Annotated in this window: 18 protein-coding genes; 8 read left to right on the forward strand and 10 right to left on the reverse strand. The window is 68.5% G+C overall.

All coding sequences use genetic code 11. The features are described 5' to 3' along the window. The first annotated feature begins 70 nt into the window (after positions 1 to 70). Positions 71 to 586 (forward strand): hypothetical protein, encoded by a 516-nt coding sequence (locus ACH45E_RS08920; RefSeq protein ID WP_361442022.1) that lies wholly within the window; start codon positions 71 to 73, stop codon positions 584 to 586. Between the two features lie 108 nt (positions 587 to 694). On the opposite strand, the gene ACH45E_RS08925 is transcribed toward ACH45E_RS08920, so the two are convergent. After that, positions 695 to 2,161: a CCA tRNA nucleotidyltransferase gene (locus ACH45E_RS08925; protein WP_361442025.1), complete on the reverse strand. Its 1,467-nt coding sequence runs from the start codon at positions 2,159 to 2,161 to the stop codon at positions 695 to 697. A gap of 279 nt (positions 2,162 to 2,440) precedes the next feature. Here ACH45E_RS08925 and ACH45E_RS08930 point away from each other — a divergent pair, with 279 nt between their 5' ends. From ACH45E_RS08930 to trxA, 7 genes are all read left to right on the forward strand, one after another. Further along, positions 2,441 to 4,804 carry a DUF6049 family protein gene (locus tag ACH45E_RS08930; protein WP_361442028.1) on the forward strand — a complete coding sequence of 788 codons (2,364 nt, stop codon included), beginning with the start codon at positions 2,441 to 2,443 and terminating at the stop codon, positions 4,802 to 4,804. 43 nt (positions 4,805 to 4,847) lie between these two features. Further along, positions 4,848 to 7,196: a murein biosynthesis integral membrane protein MurJ gene (gene murJ, locus ACH45E_RS08935; protein ID WP_361442031.1), complete on the forward strand. Its 2,349-nt coding sequence runs from the start codon at positions 4,848 to 4,850 to the stop codon at positions 7,194 to 7,196. A gap of 119 nt (positions 7,197 to 7,315) precedes the next feature. Beyond that, a complete protein-coding gene (locus tag ACH45E_RS08940) occupies positions 7,316 to 9,019 on the forward strand; it encodes a protein kinase family protein (protein WP_361442034.1) in 1,704 nt (567 codons plus the stop codon). 51 nt (positions 9,020 to 9,070) lie between these two features. Then, positions 9,071 to 9,760, forward strand: coding sequence for an RNA polymerase sigma factor SigM (gene sigM, locus ACH45E_RS08945; RefSeq protein WP_361442037.1), 690 nt, complete (start codon positions 9,071 to 9,073; stop codon positions 9,758 to 9,760). Continuing rightward, a complete protein-coding gene (locus ACH45E_RS08950) occupies positions 9,757 to 10,560 on the forward strand; it encodes a hypothetical protein (protein ID WP_361442040.1) in 804 nt (267 codons plus the stop codon). The genes sigM and ACH45E_RS08950 overlap by 4 nt, the downstream gene beginning before the upstream one ends. Before the next feature lie 169 nt (positions 10,561 to 10,729). Further along, positions 10,730 to 11,698, forward strand: coding sequence for a thioredoxin-disulfide reductase (trxB, locus tag ACH45E_RS08955; protein ID WP_361442043.1), 969 nt, complete (start codon positions 10,730 to 10,732; stop codon positions 11,696 to 11,698). 41 nt (positions 11,699 to 11,739) lie between these two features. After that, positions 11,740 to 12,069, forward strand: a complete 330-nt coding sequence (gene trxA, locus ACH45E_RS08960; RefSeq protein WP_355929580.1) for a thioredoxin — start codon at positions 11,740 to 11,742, stop codon at positions 12,067 to 12,069. Between the two features lie 78 nt (positions 12,070 to 12,147). Here trxA and ACH45E_RS08965 read toward each other — a convergent pair whose 3' ends face one another. The 9 genes from ACH45E_RS08965 to rpmH form a co-directional block, all read right to left on the reverse strand. After that, a complete protein-coding gene (locus tag ACH45E_RS08965; RefSeq protein WP_361442046.1) occupies positions 12,148 to 12,765 on the reverse strand; it encodes a GNAT family N-acetyltransferase in 618 nt (205 codons plus the stop codon). Positions 12,766 to 13,081: 316 nt separating this feature from the next. After that, positions 13,082 to 14,191 (reverse strand): ParB/RepB/Spo0J family partition protein, encoded by a 1,110-nt coding sequence (locus ACH45E_RS08970; RefSeq protein ID WP_361442049.1) that lies wholly within the window; start codon positions 14,189 to 14,191, stop codon positions 13,082 to 13,084. After that, the gene (locus tag ACH45E_RS08975) at positions 14,188 to 15,261 is read right to left on the reverse strand and encodes a ParA family protein (protein ID WP_361442614.1); all 1,074 of its coding nucleotides are present in this window, start codon (positions 15,259 to 15,261) and stop codon (positions 14,188 to 14,190) included. The genes ACH45E_RS08970 and ACH45E_RS08975 overlap by 4 nt, the downstream gene beginning before the upstream one ends. Before the next feature lie 293 nt (positions 15,262 to 15,554). Then, complete coding sequence (rsmG, locus tag ACH45E_RS08980) at positions 15,555 to 16,271, reverse strand: 16S rRNA (guanine(527)-N(7))-methyltransferase RsmG (RefSeq protein WP_361442052.1); 717 nt, start codon at positions 16,269 to 16,271, stop codon at positions 15,555 to 15,557. A 117-nt stretch (positions 16,272 to 16,388) separates the two neighbouring features. Further along, positions 16,389 to 16,901, reverse strand: coding sequence for a R3H domain-containing nucleic acid-binding protein (locus ACH45E_RS08985; protein WP_361442055.1), 513 nt, complete (start codon positions 16,899 to 16,901; stop codon positions 16,389 to 16,391). 15 nt (positions 16,902 to 16,916) lie between these two features. After that, positions 16,917 to 18,197, reverse strand: a complete 1,281-nt coding sequence (gene yidC / locus ACH45E_RS08990; RefSeq protein ID WP_361442058.1) for a membrane protein insertase YidC — start codon at positions 18,195 to 18,197, stop codon at positions 16,917 to 16,919. A gap of 3 nt (positions 18,198 to 18,200) precedes the next feature. After that, positions 18,201 to 18,566: a membrane protein insertion efficiency factor YidD gene (gene yidD, locus ACH45E_RS08995; RefSeq protein WP_361442061.1), complete on the reverse strand. Its 366-nt coding sequence runs from the start codon at positions 18,564 to 18,566 to the stop codon at positions 18,201 to 18,203. Beyond that, positions 18,563 to 18,934, reverse strand: coding sequence for a ribonuclease P protein component (gene rnpA / locus ACH45E_RS09000; RefSeq protein WP_361442064.1), 372 nt, complete (start codon positions 18,932 to 18,934; stop codon positions 18,563 to 18,565). The genes yidD and rnpA overlap by 4 nt, the downstream gene beginning before the upstream one ends. 21 nt (positions 18,935 to 18,955) lie before the next feature. After that, on the reverse strand, positions 18,956 to 19,093 hold the full coding sequence (rpmH, locus tag ACH45E_RS09005; protein ID WP_005482975.1) for a 50S ribosomal protein L34: 138 nt from the start codon (positions 19,091 to 19,093) through the stop codon (positions 18,956 to 18,958). Positions 19,094 to 19,344 lie beyond the last annotated feature (251 nt).

Consider the following 19,344-nt stretch of genomic DNA (forward strand, 5'->3'; position numbering starts at 1 on the left):
CAGAGGCAACCGCTAACTTACGTGGGTCTTATTTCGCGCCACGCGCATCCATGTTCGAGGGGGACCCCGAGTGACCACTCCGCCGCCGCAGGGCCAAACTCCGTATCCGCCCCAGGGCCAGGCGCCCTACCCGCCCCAGGGTCAGGCGCCGTACCCGCCCCAGGGCCAGGCGCCGTACCCGCCCCAGCCCGGTTTCCCCCAGCAGGCCGCCCCGTACGCGCCGATGCCGCCCCAGGCCCCCAAGCGCAAGATCAGCTTCAAGACGATCAGGCTCATCGTCGTCGTCGTGATCGCCCTCGGCGCAGCCATCGGCGGCTACCTGTCGAGCCGCAACGACGCCGACACGGCGAAGGTCGGCGACTGCATGCACCGCGGCAGCAGCAATGACAGCAACCCGGACCTCGAGGTCGTGGACTGCGGCTCCTCCAAGGCCCAGTTCGTCGTCCTGGCCAAGGTCAAGGGCACGTACTCCGGCGCCTCGGCTCAGATCTCCTGCGAGACCGAGGCCAAGGACTTCCAGTACGCCTACACCGAGCAGAAGGGCGGCAGCGACTTCCTGCTCTGCCTGAAGGACTACAAGAAGTAAGGAAGAAGCGGAGAGGGGCGGTGTTTCACGTGAAACACCGCCCCTCTTCATGTCCGGGCCGCATCCGGCGTGCATGTTTCACGTGAAACATGCACCACTTTCACGGTCTCAGTTCTGCTCGGCCCACCAGTCCTTGAGCGCCGCCACCGCGTCGTCGGGACCCATGGGTCCATGCTCCAGGCGAAGCTCCAGCATGTGCTTGTAGGCCTTCCCCACGACCGGGCCGGGGCCGACCCCCAGGATCTCCATGATCTGGTTGCCGTCGAGGTCCGGGCGGATCGCGTCGAGCTCCTCCTGTTCCTGGAGCTGGGCGATGCGCTCCTCCAGGCCGTCGTAGGCGTGGGACAGCGCGGCCGCCTTGCGCTTGTTCCGGGTCGTGCAGTCGGAACGGGTCAGCTTGTGGAGGCGGGTGAGGAGCGGACCCGCGTCACGGACGTAGCGCCGGACCGCGGAGTCCGTCCACTCCCCGGTGCCGTATCCGTGGAAGCGCAGGTGGAGTTCGACCAGGCGCGAGACGTCCTTCACCAGTTCATTGGAGTACTTCAGGGCCGTCATGCGCTTCTTGGTCATCTTCGCCCCGACCACCTCGTGGTGGTGGAAGGAAACCCGGCCGTCCCTCTCGAAGCGGCGCGTACGCGGCTTGCCGATGTCGTGCAGCAGCGCCGCGAGGCGGAGGGTCAGATCGGGACTGCCCTCCTCCAGCGCGATCGCCTGCTCCAGGACGATCAGCGTGTGCTCGTAGACGTCCTTGTGCCGGTGGTGCTCGTCCCGCTCCAGGCGCAAGGCGGGCAGCTCGGCCAGCACATGGTCCGCGAGGCCGCAGTCGACCAGCAGCGTCAGCCCCTTGCGGGGGTACGCGGAAAGGATCAGCTTGTTCAGCTCGTCCCGTACCCGCTCGGCCGACACGATCTCGATCCGCCCGGCCATCTCCTTCATGGCGCTGACGACCTCGCCGGCCACCTCGAAGTCGAGCTGGGCGGCGAAGCGTGCGGCCCGCATCATCCGCAGCGGGTCGTCGGAGAAGGACGCCTCAGGCGTTCCAGGAGTACGCAGCACCCGCGCGGCAAGATCTTGCAGCCCGCCGTGCGGATCGATGAACTCCTTCTCCGGCAGCGCCACGGCCATCGCGTTCACCGTGAAGTCCCGCCGGACGAGGTCCTCCTCGATGGAGTCCCCGTACGACACCTCGGGCTTGCGCGAGGTGCGGTCGTACGCCTCCGACCGGTACGTGGTCACCTCGATCTGGAAGCACCGATCAGCGTCTCCGACGCGCGCGTTCTTCTGCGCTCCCACCGTGCCGAAGGCGATCCCGACCTCCCAGACCGCGTCCGCCCAGGGCCGCATGATCTTCAGTACGTCCTCGGGCCGGGCGTCGGTGGTGAAGTCGAGGTCGTTGCCGAGCCGGCCGAGAAGCGCGTCCCGGACCGAGCCGCCGACCAGGGCGAGCGAGAACCCCGCCTCCTGGAAACGGCGGGCGAGATCGTCGGCGACGGGAGCTACCGTCAGCAGTTCGCTCACCGCGCGCTGCTGCGCCTGGCTGAGGGCGTTGGGAGTGTCTTCGTTGGCGTTCGGCACAACAGAAGAGGGTACGTGGCCCGGCCGCCCGGCAGCGCCTCCATTAAGTACATGGGAACAGAGGGATGTCTTTCCTCACAAAGACAGCCTTTGCCGCGTACGACCGTTCTCCGCTCGATACTGGAAATACAGGGCGGGGCGGCCGGAAATACAGGGTGGGGCGGCAATGTCTCCGGATCTTGTGGAGCAGACCGCGGCACTTCCCCTCAGCGCACATCGTTACCATGCGTGGACGCACATTCCGACGACCACTGACGACGACGAGGGACGGGCGAGCGCGTGGCCGAGGCGGCAGACTTCCAGGGGATGAGTCCCTCACCTGCCCGCCGCTGGCTGCGGCGCACCGGAGCACTGCTCGCCGGGGCGCCGCTGCTGGCCGGCCTGCTCCAGCTGCCCGCCGCCGCTCCGGCCCAAGCCGCCGCCTCGGACACGGTGGACGTCTCCCTCGACTCCCTGAGCCCCAGCGCGCCCACCGACGGGGACACGCTGACCGTCTCCGGCACGGTGACCAACAACGGCAAGCAGACGGTCGACAACGCGCACGTCGGGCTGCGCGTGGGCCCCCAGATGGACACCCGGTCGGCGATCGACACCACCGCCAACCGCTCCGACGACCTCCAGACCTCCGTCGGCTCCGAGGTCGGCGGCAAGTACGTCGCGAAGTTCGCCAAGCTGACCCCGGGCGTCGCCGAGCACTTCAGCATCTCCGTACCGGTCGACAAGCTCGACCTCGGCCAGGACGGCGTCTACGAGTTCGATGTCTCGCTCTCGGGCCGGACGTCCGCACAGCCGTGGGACCAGGTGCTCGGCATCCGGCGCACCTTCCTGCCGTGGCAGCCGGGAGAGGCCGACACCCGGACGAAGACCACGTATCTGTGGCCGCTGATCTCCACCGTCCACATGACGGCGAAGACCGGCGCCGGGGAACACCAGACACCGGTCTTCCTCAACGACGACCTCGCCAAGGAGATCGCCCCGGGCGGCCGCCTGGCGCAGATGCTGGCTCTGGGCAAGGACCTCGACGTCACCTGGGTGATCGACCCAGACCTGCTGGCCGCCGTGGACGCGATGGCGGGCAACTACAAGATCCAGGGCCCGGACGGCACCACCACGGCCGGCACCCATCAGGCCGTCGCCAAGCAGTGGCTCGCCGATCTTCAGGAAGCGGTGGCCGGCAAAGAGGTCGTCGCCCTGCCTTTCGCCGACCCGGACCTGGCCTCCCTCGCCCACAACGGGACGAGCGTCACCGGGTCGCTGAGCCACCTCAAGGACGCCACGGACGTCGCCTCCATCACCGTGAAGGCCGTGCTCCACGTCACACCGAGCACCGAGTTCGCCTGGCCCGTGGACGGCGCGGTCGACCCCTCGATCATCAAGGTCGCCACCTCCGCCGGTGCGGACAAGGTGATCGCCCGCAGCGACAGCCTCCAGGAGACCGGCGGCCTGTCCTACACCCCCTCCGCCGCCCGTCCGGTCGGCGGAGGCACCACGGCGGTGGCCGCGGACGCCCGGCTGTCCACGGCGTTCGAGGGCGACCTGACGAAGGCGGGCGCCACCACGCTCGCCGTGCAGCAGTTCCTGGCCCAGAGCCTGGAGCTCGACCACCAGACGGACAAGCAGCGCAGCATCGTCGTCGCCCCGCAACGGATGCCGTCCACCGGACAGGCGCAGGCGATGGCCCAGGCGATCACAGCGCTCCAGGGCGGCACCTGGAGCCAGTCGCAGGACCTCGCCGCCGCGGCCAAGGCCAAACCGGACTCCGGCGCCACCACGCGGATCCCGTCGACCTCCGCCTATCCCTCCTCCCTGCGCAAGCAGGAACTGCCGCGGTCGGCCTTCGAGCAGATCGCACGGACCGAGGACAAGCTCGAGAACTTCAAGGTGATCCTCACCGACCAGTCCCGGGTGGTGACCCCCTTCGGGCGGGCCATGAACCGCGAGATGTCCCTGTCGTGGCGGGGCAGGAGCACCAAGGCGGACAGCTTCCGGCAGGCCGTGGAGAACTACATCGACGACCTCGCCCAGCAGGTCAAGCTGATCCCCAAGTCGGAGACGAAGCTCTCCGGCCGCAGCGCCACCATCCCGGTGACCGTCCAGAACAACCTGGTCCAGGGCGCCGACCACCTCATGCTGCGGCTCACCTCGACCATGCCGACCCGCCTCAAGATCGGCGGCAAGGCCTATATGGAGCAGCGCGTCGCCGTCTCCGGCGGACACAGCCAGTCCGTGAAGTTCACCACGTCGGCCAACGCCAACGGCCCCGTGATGGTGACCGCCCAGCTGTACACGCAGGACGGCCAGAAGTACGGCGACCCGGTTCAGTTCAATGTGAAGGTCACCGAGGTCACGCCCACGGTGATGCTGGTCATCGGCGGCGGCGTCCTGCTGCTCGTCCTCGCCGGATTCCGTATGTACACCCAGCGCAAGCGCGCGGCCGCACGGCAGGCCGGGGGCGCCGGCACCGACGAGGCGGGGGAGGGCACCGACGGAGCGGAGAAACCCGAAGGCGCAGACGACCGTCTCACGGAGGAATCCGACACGCCCACCCGGGCAGGCGACCCGGAGCAGCCGAGTGACCCGACACCGGACACCGCACCGGAAAGCACCGACCCGTCCGGGACGGGTGAGAGAGTGGACCGTTGAGCGATGTCGTGGCCGGTGGGCCCGGGGATGAGGTGGGGTAACCATGAATTCGCCGTACGACGGTGACCGCGGCCAGGCCGCGGCCGGCTCGGGTTACCCCGAGCCGCCCGAGCCCGGTCAGGTGCCGCCGCAGCACGCGGCGGACATGTACCTCCAGGACGCCTACGACCAGGACCCCTACCGGGCACAGGACCTCTCCGCCCAGGACCCGGTCGCCGAGGCGCTGTACGACCGTGCCGCCCACCCCCCGCCGCCCCCGGGCACGTACCCGCAGCAGCAGCCGTACGCCCAGCCGGCCCAGTCGCCGTACGCTCCCGACCCGCACCTGTGGGCCCAGACCCCGGCGCCGGAACCGTCCGGCCCGACGCAGTACCTGCCGTACGGCGACGACCCCCGTACGACCCAGTTCGTGGGCGTCGACGACCTGGTGACGCACTCCGGCGAGGAACGCCACCAGCCGGACGCCTTCGCACACCTCTTCCGGGACCAGCAGCAGGGCGGCGGGCACGCGTCGACGGAGCCCCCGTCCGTACCGGGTCCGGCCCACGCGCCGGGCGGGCCTCAGGCGCCCGTGGGGCAGTACCCGGCGGCCTCGTACCCCTCCGCTCCCCAGCCTGGGGCCGGGACCTACGACGCCGACTCCACGGTCTCTCTCGGCGCCGCCGCTTCCGCTTCCGCGCCCGCTCCGGCCGCCCCCGGCGGCCCTTCGGGTCCCGCGGGTCAGGAGGCCGCCGCTCCTGCGGCTCCCGTCGGGAAGAAGGGCGGAAAGGCCGCAGGCCTGCTGAAGTCCAGCGCCGTCATGGCGGCGGGCACGATGGTCTCCCGCCTCACCGGCTTCGTCCGCTCCGCGCTGATCGTCTCCGCGCTGGGCCTCGGCTTCCTCGGCGACTCCTTCCAGGTCGCCTACCAGCTGCCGACGATGATCTACATCCTCACCGTCGGCGGCGGCCTCAACTCCGTCTTCGTCCCGCAGCTGGTGCGGGCCATGAAGGAGGACGAGGACGGTGGCGAGTCGTTCGCCAACCGGCTGCTGACGCTCGTGATGGTGGCTCTGGCCGCCCTCACCGCGCTCGCGATGTTCGCCGCGCCGCTGCTGGTACGAATGATCTCCAACTCCGTCGCCACCAACCCGGCGGCCAACGAGGTCGCGGTCACCTTCACCCGCTACTTCCTGCCCTCGATCTTCTTCATGGGCATCCACGTGGTGATGGGTCAGATCCTCAACGCGCGTGGGAAGTTCGGCGCGATGATGTGGACCCCGGTCCTGAACAACATCGTCATCATCGTGACGCTCGGCATGTTCATCTGGGTGTACGGTTCCGCCGCCAACTCCCACATGACCGTCACGAACATCCCGCCGGAGGGCCAGCGCCTGCTCGGCATCGGCGTGCTGCTCGGCCTGGTCGTCCAGGCCCTGGCCATGATCCCGTACCTGCGCGAGACCGGGTTCCGGCTGCGGCTGCGCTTCGACTGGCGGGGACACGGCCTGGGCAAGGCCGCGATGCTCGCCAAGTGGACGGTGCTGTTCGTCCTCGCCAACCAGGCCGGCGCCATGATCGTGACTCAGCTGTCGACCGCCGCCGGCAAGGACGCAGGGGTCGCGGGCACCGGCTTCGCCGCCTACGCCAACGCCCAGTTGATCTGGGGCCTGCCGCAGGCCATCATCACCGTCTCCCTCATGGCGGCCCTGCTGCCGCGTATCTCGCGCTCGGCCGCCGAGGGCGACGGCGGTGCCGTCCGCGACGACATCTCGCAGGGCCTGCGCACGACCGCGGTCGCGATCGTGCCCATCGCCTTCGGCTTCGTCGCGCTGGGCATCCCGATGTGCACGCTGATCTTCGGCTCGTCGGGCACCAGTGAGGCCACCAACATGGGCTACATGCTGATGGCCTTCGGCCTCGGCCTGATCCCGTACTCCGTGCAGTACGTCGTCCTGCGTGCCTTCTACGCCTACGAGGACACCCGCACCCCGTTCTACAACACCGTCATCGTGGCCGTGGTCAACGCGGGCGCGTCGGGGGCCTGTTACTTCCTGCTACCCGCCCGTTGGGCCGTGGCCGGCATGGCGGCCTCGTACGGCCTCGCCTACGCGATCGGTGTGGGCGTCGCCTGGAAGCGGCTGCGCAAGCGGCTCGGCGGCGACCTGGACGGTGCCCGGGTCACCAGGACGTACGCGCGGCTGTGCATCGCCTCCGTACCCGCCGCCCTGCTCAGTGGTGCGGCCTGCTACGGAATCGGCCACACTCTCGGTCAGGGCGCCCTCGGCTCCTTCGCCGCGCTGCTGGCCGGCGGAGCGGTCCTCCTGGGCGTCTTCTTCGTCGCCGCCCGACGCATGCGCATCGAGGAGCTCAACTCCCTCGTGGGCATGGTGCGCGGGCGCCTGGGACGCTGAGGCAGGGGTAAGCGCACAACCATCGTTCGCCGCCGCGTGTCGTGCATAGCGGCGGACTGTGGGCACAATTGGTTTCGGCGTCGGACAGGGTGCAATGGATGGGGAGGCAGGGAACGACGGTGGCGGAACGTAGCACGGCTGCCGTCGACGTGGCAGACAACAGCGGTGACGAGCCGCTGACCGCCAAGGCGGACCAGTCCACGGCCGACGGGGTGGCCCAGAACCCGGAGCGGGACACAGACAGCGAAGAGACGGAGGGGAGCGGTGGGACGGACGGGCCTGGAAAGGCCTCGCCACCCGAACTGCACAGCGGTCACAAGCTCGCCAGACGCTACCGTCTCGAGGAATGTGTCACCCGTCTGGACGGATTCAGCAGCTGGCGCGCGGTGGACGAGAAACTCCGGCGTGCCGTCGGCGTCCATGTCCTGCCCTCGGATCACGCGCGGGCCCGTTCGGTGCTGGCCGCCGCACGCTCCGCCGCACTGCTCGGCGACCCCCGCTTCGTCCAGGTCCTGGACGCGGTCGAGGAGAACGACCTCGTGTACGTCGTGCACGAGTGGCTGCCCGACGCCACCGAGTTGTCCACGCTGCTGTCCGTCGGCCCCTTGGAGCCGCACGACGCCTACCAGCTGGTCAGCCAGGTGTCCTCCGCCATGGCCGCGGCCCACCGTGAGGGCCTCGCCCATCTGCGCCTCAACCCGAACGCCGTACTGCGGGCCTCCACCGGCCAGTGGCGCATCCGTGGCCTCGCCGTCAACGCGGCACTGCGCGGCATCAGTTCCGACACCCCGCAACGCACCGACACCGAGGCGATCGGCGCCCTGCTGTACGCGGCGCTGACCCAGCGCTGGCCGTACGAGAACGACGCCTACGGCCTGTCCGGCCTGCCCAAGGACATCGGTCTGATCCCGCCGGACCAGGTGCGGGCCGGTGTGCATCGCGGGCTGTCCGAACTCGCCATGCGGGCCCTCGCCAACGACGGTGCCACCGCCTCCCGGCACGAGTCGCCCTGCACCACCCCCGAGGAGCTGGTGAAGGCGATCGGGGAGATGCCGCGCATCCGGCCCCCGGAGCCCGCGTTCACGGCCCCACCGGAGTACCAGCGCACGACGTACCAGCAGGGCACGTACGGCCGTCCGGCCCCGCGCCCCGGCGTCACCCAGCCAATCGCGCCCCCGCCGCCCCCGCTGCAGAGCCGAACGGGCAAGGCCCTGAAGTGGGCGGTCTCCGCCCTCCTCATCGCCGCCCTCGGCCTCGGCAGCTGGCAGCTCGCGGACGCCCTGATGGGCCAGAGCGGCAAGTCCGAGGACAAGCCGACCACGCAGACCACGGACGGGGGCGACAAGGGCGGCAAGAAGAAGCCGGCCCCCTCCGGCAAGCCGATCGCCATCAGCGAGGCCTGGGACTTCGACCCCTTCAGCGAAGACCATTCCGAGAAGCCGGCCGACATAGGGAAGGCCTACGACCACAGCACAAGCACGTACTGGCAGACGGACTTCTACCTGAGCCCGAAGTTCGGCAACCTGAAATCGGGCGTCGGCATCATCCTCGACCTCGGCAAGGCCCAGCAGGTCGGGAAGGTGACCGTCTCCTTCGTGGGAGACACGTCGGTCGAGCTCCGCAGCGCAAGCGGAGACCCGGGCTCCCGGCCGACTTCCTTCTCCGCCTACACCAAGGTCGCCGACGGGTCGGGAACCACCGTGGAACTCAAGCCAGGGAAGTCCCTGAAGTCGCGCTACCTCTTGGTATGGCTGACCAAGCTGCCCATGCAGGACGACGGCCAGTGGCGGGGCAGGGTGGCAGACATCAAGGTGACCAGCTGAGGCTGGATTCCCGCCGGGAAGTCCGTAAGGTTGCCCCCGAGGGAGGGGCGGATGGCAGATGGCGCCGGCTACGGCGACGCGAAGGACGAGGATCTCCTCGCCCGACACGTCCAAGGTGATCCCGACGCCTTCGGGGAGATCGTCCGGCGGCACCGGGACCGGCTCTGGGCCGTGGCCCTGCGGACCCTGGGGGACCGCGAGGAGGCCGCTGACGCGGTCCAGGACGCCCTGGTGTCCGCCTACCGGGCCGCCCACACCTTCCGGGGCCAGTCGGCCGTCACGACCTGGCTGCACCGGATCACGGTGAACGCCTGTCTGGACCGTGCCCGCAAGGCCGCCTCACGCAAGACCGCTCCCGTCGACGACACCGAGCGCCTCGAGCAGCTGCTGGAACCGCACGAGGCGGCCTCGGCTCCCGCCGAGAGAAACGATCTGCACCGCCAGCTCCTCGAAGCCCTCGGTACTCTCCCGCCCGACCAGCGCGCCGCCCTCGTCCTCGTGGACATGCAGGGCTACCCCGTCGCCGAGGCAGCCCGTGTCCTGGATGTGCCGACGGGCACGGTGAAGAGCCGCTGCGCCCGAGGCAGAGCCAGACTGCTGCCGCTGCTCTCCCACCTACGGCCGGAAAAGCCCGGCGACGGGAAAGAACCGGGCCGAGTACGGAACCGGACGCAGGGGACATCCGTCCCACCCGCAGCGGGGCCTCAGGACACAGTGAAGGGCGGAGGTGGGCGAGCGTGACTTCCACGACAGACGCGGCCGGGCACCCGGACGTTGCCGAGATCTCCGACCTCACCGACGGCCTCCTTCCCCCCTCCCGGACCGAGGACATACGACGCCATCTGGAGGAGTGCGAGCTCTGCGCCGACGTCCATACCTCCCTGGAAGAGATCCGGGAGCTTCTGGGCACGCTGCCCGAGCCACCGCGCATGCCCGCCGATGTCGCCGACCGCATCGATGCCGCCCTTGCCGCCGAGGCATCGGTGACGCATGTTTCACGTGAAACACCGACGCCGGCAGACCGCCCCGCCGGGCGCCCGCAGGCGGCCACCGGACCCGGCCGCAAGGGTCGCGGACGCGGGCGCCGGCGCCGGACCGTTGTCCTGGGCGCCGTCCTCACCGCGGCCGTCCTGGGTGCCGGATCGCTTTTCCTGCAGTCCCTCGGCACCGAAAAGTCGAACTCGACGGCACAGGGCCAGCAGACGGCCTCCGTCGGCACCTTCTCCGGAAGTGATCTCAGGAGTCAGGTGGACGGCCTCCTCTCGGCGAAGAAGAAGCCACAGCGAGGCTCCGAGAGCGCCAAGACCCTGATGCAGACCTCCGTCCCCGTCCCGGAGTGCGTCCGGAAGGGCATCCACAGCAACGGTGACGTCCTCGGAGCGAAGACAGGGTCCTACGAAGGAAAGGACGCCTTCCTCGTCGTGGTGTCCGACACCTCCGACCCCACTCGGGTCACGGCCTACGTCGTCGCCGCCTGTGTCAGCAGCCAGCCTGTCTCGGCCGGCAAGGTCCTGGCGAAGCAGTCGCTCGCACGTCCCTGAACAAGCCGGCTTCGTCTTGGCCCCACGTGGTTATCCGTACCGTGGGTGAACCCCCGTGTGCCCGGACACACCGGGAATGCGGGCCCCTTAGGATCCGTTGGGTGGGGTGAGAGTTCTGACAGGGCTCCCACCGGTCGAATGACGCAGACCAGAGACGAGGAATCAAGCCGTGAGCGACGTCCGTAACGTGATCATCATCGGCTCCGGGCCCGCCGGCTACACGGCGGCGCTCTACACCGCGCGCGCGTCGCTGAAGCCCTTGGTGTTCGAGGGAGCCGTCACTGCCGGCGGTGCGCTGATGAACACCACCGAGGTGGAGAACTTCCCGGGCTTCCGCGACGGCATCATGGGCCCCGACCTCATGGACAACATGCGCGCCCAGGCGGAGCGCTTCGGTGCCGAGCTGATCCCGGACGACATCGTCTCGGTCGACCTGACCGGAGAGATCAAGACCGTCACGGACACCGCGGGCACGGTCCACCGGGCCAAGGCCGTCATCGTCACCACCGGCTCGCAGCACCGCAAGCTCGGGCTGCCGAACGAGGACGCGCTGTCCGGTCGCGGTGTCTCCTGGTGTGCCACCTGTGACGGGTTCTTCTTCAGGGATCAGGACATCGCCGTGATCGGTGGAGGTGACACCGCGATGGAGGAGGCCACCTTCCTCTCCCGGTTCGCCAAGTCCGTGACCATCGTCCACCGCCGGGACACCCTTCGCGCCTCCAAGGCCATGCAGGAGCGCGCCTTCGCCGACCCGAAGATCAAGTTCGTGTGGGACAGCGAGGTCGCCGAAATCCAGGGCGACCCCAAGCTGGCCGGCCTGAAGCTGCGCAACCTCAAGACCGGCGAGCTGTCGGACCTGGCGGTGACGGGTCTGTTCATCGCGATCGGCCACGACCCGCGCACCGAGCTGTTCAAGGGCCAGCTGGACCTTGACGAGGAGGGCTACCTGAAGGTCGCCGCGCCCTCCACCCGCACCAACGTGACCGGTGTCTTCGCCGCCGGTGACGTGGTCGACCACACCTACCGCCAGGCCATCACCGCGGCCGGCACGGGCTGCTCCGCTGCCCTGGACGCCGAGCGCTTCCTCTCCGCCCTCGCGGACGAGGAGGAGCCGGAGCCCGAGAAGACCGCCGTCTGATCCCCTTCCACCCCACCGCACGCACCCGTTAGGAGCCACCCGTGGCCGACCTGAAGAACGTGACCGACGACTCCTTCGAGCAGGACGTCCTCAAGAGCGACAAGCCCGTCCTGGTGGACTTCTGGGCCGCCTGGTGCGGTCCGTGCCGTCAGATCGCTCCGTCCCTCGAAGCGATCGCCGCCGAGTACGGCGACAAGATCGAGGTCGTCAAGCTCAACATCGACGAGAACCCCGGAACGGCTGCGAAGTACGGCGTCATGTCGATCCCGACCCTGAACGTCTACCAGCACGGCGAGGTCGCCAAGACCATCGTCGGTGCCAAGCCCAAGGCCGCGATCGTCCGCGACCTCGAGGACTTCATCGCCGAGTGACGTTTCACGTGAAACACGAATGGGCCAACCCCCCAGGGGTTGGCCCATCTGTTTTCCAGAGACGCTTTCCAGAGATGCTCAGAGAGGCCGCAGCACCGGTTCCTTCTGCACTGCTCCCAGCAGCCGGTCGAGCGCCATCTCCACGTCTTCCTTCCAGGAGAGCGTCGACCTGAGCTCCAGCCGCAGCCGGGGATGCAAAGGATGCTGCCTGACTGTCTTGAAACCCACGGCCAGCAGATGGTCGGCGGGCAGCAGACAGGCCGGTTCCTTCCAGCGGGCATCACCGAACGCCTCGATGGCTTTGAAGCCGCGCCGCAGGAGATCCTTGGCGACCGTCTGGACCATCACCCGGCCGAGCCCCTGCCCCTGATAGCCCGGCATGATGAAGCTGGTCATCAGCTGCACCGCGTCCGGGGACACCGGGCTTGTGGGGAACGCGGTGGACCGGGGGACATAGGCCGGGGGAGCGTAGAGCACGAAGCCCACCGGGATGTCGTCGACATAGACCACCCGGCCGCAGGATCCCCAGTCCAGCAGGACGGCGGAGATCCACGCCTCCTTCTCCAGAGCGGCTGTCCCTGCCTTTACCGCGGCCTCACCGCTGACCGGGTCCAGTTCCCAGAAGACGCACGAGCGACAGCGCTTGGGAAGGTCCTGAAGGTTGTCCAACGTGAGCGGTACGAGCCGGCGCCCCATGAAGGCTGATCCTCGCTTCCTTCGCCCGCGGTCTCGCGAGCGGCTGTCAGTGCGCTCCGTTCCCTGAGGAGACTGCCGACGAACCCGCCGACCGCGCCGAGCCCCAGGCCCGCGCTCACCAGTCCGGTGCGGCTCACCGATCGCATGGCCCCCGCCTCCCACTCAGAGGTGCCGTCAGGTGGATGCGCCATACCTGATCGCATCGTATCCACGATGCGATTGCCTAGAAACCGCCTGAAAGCAAAGAGCGGACCGTGTTCCGGTACTTACCGGACACGATCCGCTCCCCTGCCCGACCGTGCGGATCAGCCGCGCGTCAGACCTCCATCTCCTCGGACTCCGAGGACTCACCGTCATGAAGGCCCTTCTGGAGGACCGGCCCCTCGCCCGGAGCGAGTGAGCTCAGAATCCGCTCCAGGTCCTCCATGGAGGCGAACTCGACCGTGATCTTGCCCTTCTTCTGCCCCAGGTCGACCTTCACCCGAGTCTCGAAGCGGTCCGAGAGCCGGGTGGCGAGATCGGTCAGCGCCGGGGAGACGCGGCCGCCGGCCCGCGGTCCCTTCGAGCGCTGCGCCTTCTGCGGCCGTGAGCCCATGAGCGTCACGATCTCCTCGACCGCCCGCACGGAAAGCCCCTCGGCCACGATCCGGTGTGCCAGCCGGTCCTGCTCCTCCGAGTCCTCGACCGAGAGCAGAGCCCGGGCATGCCCGGCGGAAAGCACACCGGCGGCCACCCGCTTCTGCACGGCCGACGAGAGCTTCAGCAGACGCAGCGTGTTGGAGACCTGCGGGCGGGAACGCCCGATGCGGTCCGCCAGCTGGTCGTGCGTGCAGTTGAAGTCCTTGAGCAACTGGTCGTAGGCGGCCGCCTCTTCCAGAGGGTTCAGCTGTGCCCGGTGCAGGTTCTCCAGCAGTGCGTCCAGGAGGAGCTTCTCGTCCTCCGTGGCCCGTACGATCGCCGGGATCGCCTCGAGCCCGGCCTCTCGGCAGGCCCGCCAGCGCCGCTCGCCCATGATGAGCTCGTAGCGGTCTGGACCCAGCTGCCGTACGACGACGGGCTGGAGGAGGCCGACTTCCTGGATGGAGGTGACGAGCTCCTGGAGCGCGTCCTCATCGAAGACGTCACGCGGCTGGCGAGGGTTCGGCGTGATGGAGTCGAGCGGGATCTCGGCGAAGTGCGCGCCCACCGGGGGCGCGGGCGCCTCCACCGCTCCGTTCACCGAAGGCTCCTCGGGCTCCTCGGAAACGGGCGGCAGCGTGGCCACCTTCGCCGCGGCCACTCCCCGGTCGGCCGTCAGCACCGGCGCCGTCGCGGGGGACGGGGACACCGCACCCCCCAAAGGGGCCGAGGGCGGGTTCTTCTCCGTCGGGGCAGCAGGAATCAGTGCGCCGAGACCACGGCCCAGTCCCCTCCGTCGCTCGCTCACTGGATCCCCTCCACCATGCTCGGATTGCTCTGTGCGCCGATGTGGGCCTGAATCGGGTCGTAGTTGACACCGACGCCCTTCAGCGCGATTTCTCGTGCGGCCTCAAGATAGGAGAGGGCACCGCTCGAACCTGGATCGTACGTCAGCACCGTCTGGCCGTAACTCGGCGCCTCGGAGATCCGGACCGATCGGGGAATGCTCGTCCGCAGCACCTCGTCGCCGAAGTGGGTGCGCACCTCGTCGGCGACCTGGGACGCGAGCCGCGTCCGGCCGTCGTACATGGTGAGCAGGATCGTCGACACATGCAGGTCGGGGTTGAGGTGCCCCCGCACCAGATCGACGTTGCGCAGCAGTTGCCCCAGCCCCTCCAGCGCGTAGTACTCGCACTGGATAGGAATGAGGACTTCCTGGCCGGCGACCAGCGCGTTGACCGTCAACAGGCCGAGCGATGGCGGGCAGTCGATGAGGATGTAGTCCAGCGGCTGCTCATAGGCCCGGATCGCCCGCTCCAGCCGGCTCTCCCGCGCCACAAGTGACACCAGCTCGATCTCCGCACCGGCGAGATCGATCGTGGCCGGGGCACAGAACAGCCCCTCGACATCGGGAACCGGCTGGACGACCTCCGCCAAAGGCTTGCTCTCGACCAACACGTCATAGATGGACGGAACTTCGGCGTGGTGGTCGATACCGAGGGCAGTGGACGCATTGCCCTGCGGATCGAGGTCGATCACCAGGACGCGACCGCCATGCAGAGCCAGCGAAGCAGCAAGGTTGACGGTCGTCGTCGTCTTGCCGACACCGCCCTTCTGGTTGGCGACCACCATGACCCGGGTCTGCTCAGGCCGTGGCAGGCCTTCACCGGCACGGCCGAGAGCCTCCACCGCAAGTTGGGCAGCACGACCGATGGGAGTGTCGTCCATCGGAGGCGGTGTTTCACGTGAAACATCCGCCCCCATCGACTCGGTACGGGGACCGGGGACCGGATCGGTCATCGGTCCCGCGATGTTGGCGTCGGACCGCAAGGATTCACTCTCCTCGACTTCAGGCTCGCAATACACAGAGCCTCCCATGCCTTCGGGGTCGTGAACCAGTGAGGCCTGGCGTTCTGTGGAGAAATCCACCTCTGTGGACAACTCCGCTGCCTCTCCGAGTGAGCCGAGAGGCTTCCGGTCCCGCGGTTCGGCAGCAGCGCGGCCGCGACTGATGATGCCGTGCAGCAGTGAGCGACGTTTCACGTGAAACACGATGCACAGCGAGCGGGCCCTGACCGCCGCGACACTCCGTCATGCGTAGGTTTGGCAGCTTGTGTGGAGTACGTCTCGTCGTCAGGACGGATCAGCGCGGCCGATCCGTCCTGACGCCCTCACCGACGCCTGCGCGCTCGTCCTGTACGGGCCGCCTTGGCCCGCTTGGCCGCGAAGCGAACACCACCGGGGCTTTCGCCCACCTCGACCCGCACAACGGTGGACAGGGGATCCACCACTCCCTCACCGACCTGAAGGATGGACGTCGACACCGCACCGAGCTTGCTCAGCGCGGTTGTCGCGGCCTTCAGCTCTTCCTCCGCGGTGTCCCCCTTGAGCGCGAGCATCTCGCCGTAGGGCCGCAGCAGCGGAATGCCCCACGCGGCCAGCCGGTCCAGGGGAGCCACCGCACGGGCCGTGACCACATGAACAGGCTGGACCTTCCCCATGACCTCCTCGGCACGGCCACGCACGACGGTCACATGGTCCAGGCCCAGCAGCTCGACGACCTCGGTCAGGAAGTTGGTACGCCGAAGAAGCGGCTCCAACAGCGTGATCTTGAGGTCGCCTCGGACGAGCGCCAGCGGAATGCCGGGCAGACCGGCACCGGAGCCAACATCGCACACGGTCACCCCCTCCGGGACCACCTCCGAGAGCACCGCGCAGTTCAGCAGGTGCCGCTCCCAGAGGCGGGGCACCTCACGGGGGCCGATCAGCCCCCGCTGCACACCGGCTTCGGCCAGCAGTTCCGCATAGCGCACCGCATCGGCGAAGCGATCACCGAACACCTCTCGCGCCTGCTCGGGCACAGGGGGGAGCTCCGCTGCCTCCGTCACGGGGACCGTCCTTCCGTACAGCATCGACGCGCACACGCCGATCACCAGAACTACCAGGCTGACAAAGTTCGGCCCCGCCTGCGCAACAGACGGGGCCGAGGGGACGTACGAACCGAATCAGTTGGGCAGCACGACGACGAAGCGCTGCGGCTCCTCGCCCTCGGACTCGCTGCGCAGACCCGCGGCCTTCACCGCGTCGTGCACGACCTTCCGCTCGAACGGGGTCATGGGCTTGAGCTTCACGGGCTCGCCGCTGTTCTTGGCATCGGCGGCGGCCTTGGCGCCCAGCTCGGACAGCTCGGACCGCTTCTTGGCCCGGTAGCCGGCGATGTCCAGCATCAGCCTGCTGCGGTCCCCGGTCTCCCGGTGCACGGCCAGCCGCGTCAGCTCCTGGAGCGCCTCCAGTACCTCGCCGTCCCGGCCGACCAGCTTCTGCAGCTCGCGGGTGCCCGCGTCGCTGATGATCGACACAGAGGCACGGTCGGCTTCGACGTCCATGTCGATGTCGCCGTCGAGGTCGGCGATGTCCAGCAGACCCTCGAGGTAGTCCGCCGCGATCTCACCCTCCTGCTCCAGGCGGGTCAGGGTGTCTGCACCCTCGGCAGCGGCGGAGGTGGTGCCTTCCGTCACGGGATGGACTCCTTCTTACTTCTTGGAGGGGGACTTGGGCCGCTGCGGGCCACCCTTGCGCTGGCCGGACTGGGCCCTGCTGCGGGTGCCGCCGCCGGACTTCGGGGCGGCCTTCTCGGCGGCGGCAGGCTTGGCGTCCTCGGACTCCCCGGACTTCTCCAGCGACGTGGACGGCACGGCGTCATCCGCCTGCTTGGCGCTGCCGGACTGGCGCTGGGCCTTGCTCTGCCGCTTGGGCTGCTGCCGCTTGGCGGCGGTCGTGGCGGTGGTGGTCACACCGTCCTCGGTCTCCGCCACGGCCTGGCCCTCGCTCTTCACCACGGACCCGTCGGCCTGGGCCGCGAGGCCCGCCTTGGTCAGGCCGTTGATGAACTTGCGCTCGAACTCGTTGCGGTCACGGCCCTTGGCGACGATCGCCTTGACGATGGCCTTCTCGCTCCGCCGGCCGATCTTGCCGTGGTGCGTGACGTGCTTGGTCAGACGCTCCAGGTAGGCGGCCTGAGCCTTCGAACCCGGGGTCGGGTTGTTGTGGATCACGTACATCTGCTGGCCCATGGTCCACACGTTGGTGGTCAGCCAGTAGACGAGGACACCGACCGGGAAGTTGATGCCGAAGACGGCGAACATGATGGGGAAGACGTACATCAGCATCTTCTGCTGCTGCATGAACGGCGTCTTCACGGTCGTGTCGACGTTCTTCGTCATCAGCTGGCGCTGCGTGTAGAACTGCGACGCCGACATCATGACGATCATGACAGCGGTGACGACCCGCACATCGGTGACCGTCGCGCCCAGGGCCTGGACGGTGGCGGAGCCGTCCTTGAACTTCGCGGCCAGCGGCGCCCCGAAGATGTGCGCCTGACGAGCACTGGCCAGCAGCGACTCGTTGATGACGCCGATGGTCGTGCCCGACGCGATGCCGTTGAGCACGTGGTACAGGGCGAAGAAGAACGGGGACTGCGCCAGGATGGGAAGGCACGAGGAGAGCGGGTTGGTGCCCGACTCCTTGTACAGCTTCATCATCTCTTCGGACTGACGCTGCTTGTCGGTCTTGTAGCGCTCCTGGATCTTCTTCATCTCGGGCTGGAGCGTCTGCATGGCCCGGGTCGCCTTGATCTGCTTCACGAAGAGCGGGATCAGGCAGATACGGATCAGAATCACCAGGGACACGATGGACAAGCCCCAGGCCCACCCCGTGTCAGGCCCGAAGATCGCGCCGTACACCGTGTGGAACTGGACGATGACCCATGAAACGGGTGTCGTGATGAAGCTGAAGAGGCTGGCAATCGTGTCCACTAATCATGCTCCTTGGGCATGGGACGAGGTCTCTGCGGCCGGGCTCGAAGAAGACTCGGGAGGAAGCTCCCCTTCGAGGGCCGGTTCGGCGGCGGAGGGCCCGCCCCTGCGTGCACGCCAGGCGTCACGCAGCATTTCGTGCCACCGTGGGCGCTTGCGCGGCGGAACATGGTCCACCCCGCCCAGCGACCACGGATTGCACCGCAGGATGCGCCAGGCGGTGAGTGCCGTGCCCTTGAGCGCACCATGCCGGTCGATGGCCGTGTAGCCGTAGTGGGAGCACGACGGGTAGTACTTGCACACCGGCCCCAGCAGTGGACTGATCGTCCACTGGTACAGCTTGATCAGAGCCAGCAGCGGGTACTTCATCGCGCGCCCCCTCCCAGCAGCCGCTGAACGGCGGCATCCAGGTCTCGGGCCAGCTGTGCGTGGTCTGCGTCGCCCGCTCCGGGCAGCGCTCGTACGACTACCAGGCTACCGGGGGGAAACAGGACGACTCGGTCACGCATCAGATGGCGAAGTCTGCGCTTCACTTGGTTACGCACGACCGCACCACCCACGGCCTTGCTCACGACGAAACCCGCACGCGTCGGGGGAGCGCTCTCCCCAGGCGCGTGCGGGTCCGTTGCACCGCTACGAAGGTGGACGACGAGCGTCGGGCGGCCTGCCCGGCGACCCCGTCGTACCGCGGTCGCGAAGTCCTCGCGCCGCCTCAGCCGATGCTCGGTAGGCAGCACGACGTCATGACCTGATCAGACTCAGGCGGACAGGCTGGCGCGACCCTTGCTGCGACGGTTCGCGAGAATCGCGCGGCCGGCACGGGTACGCATCCGCAGGCGGAAGCCGTGGGTCTTCGCGCGACGACGGTTGTTCGGCTGGAAGGTGCGCTTGCTCACTCGGGGGCTCCAGAAGAAATCGGTAGTGGCGGGGTGCCGTCCTGGCTGTCACCGTGCGCCCACGAGTAGCTCGCATCACGCCCGAGTGCACCGCTTCCCGATCACCTTCAGCGATCTGTGCCCATCGGAGGCAGGCGGCAGCAGCCATCGACAACTCGACCTGGTTACGGTACGCGGGGCTACGCCATCCGGTCAAACCGAGTGTCACGGAGAGACACTATCCACAGGCTGGGGACAACAACTTGAACCGT

The sequence above is a fragment of the Streptomyces sp. NPDC020299 genome (assembly GCF_044387825.1).
Lineage (GTDB): Bacteria > Actinomycetota > Actinomycetes > Streptomycetales > Streptomycetaceae > Streptomyces.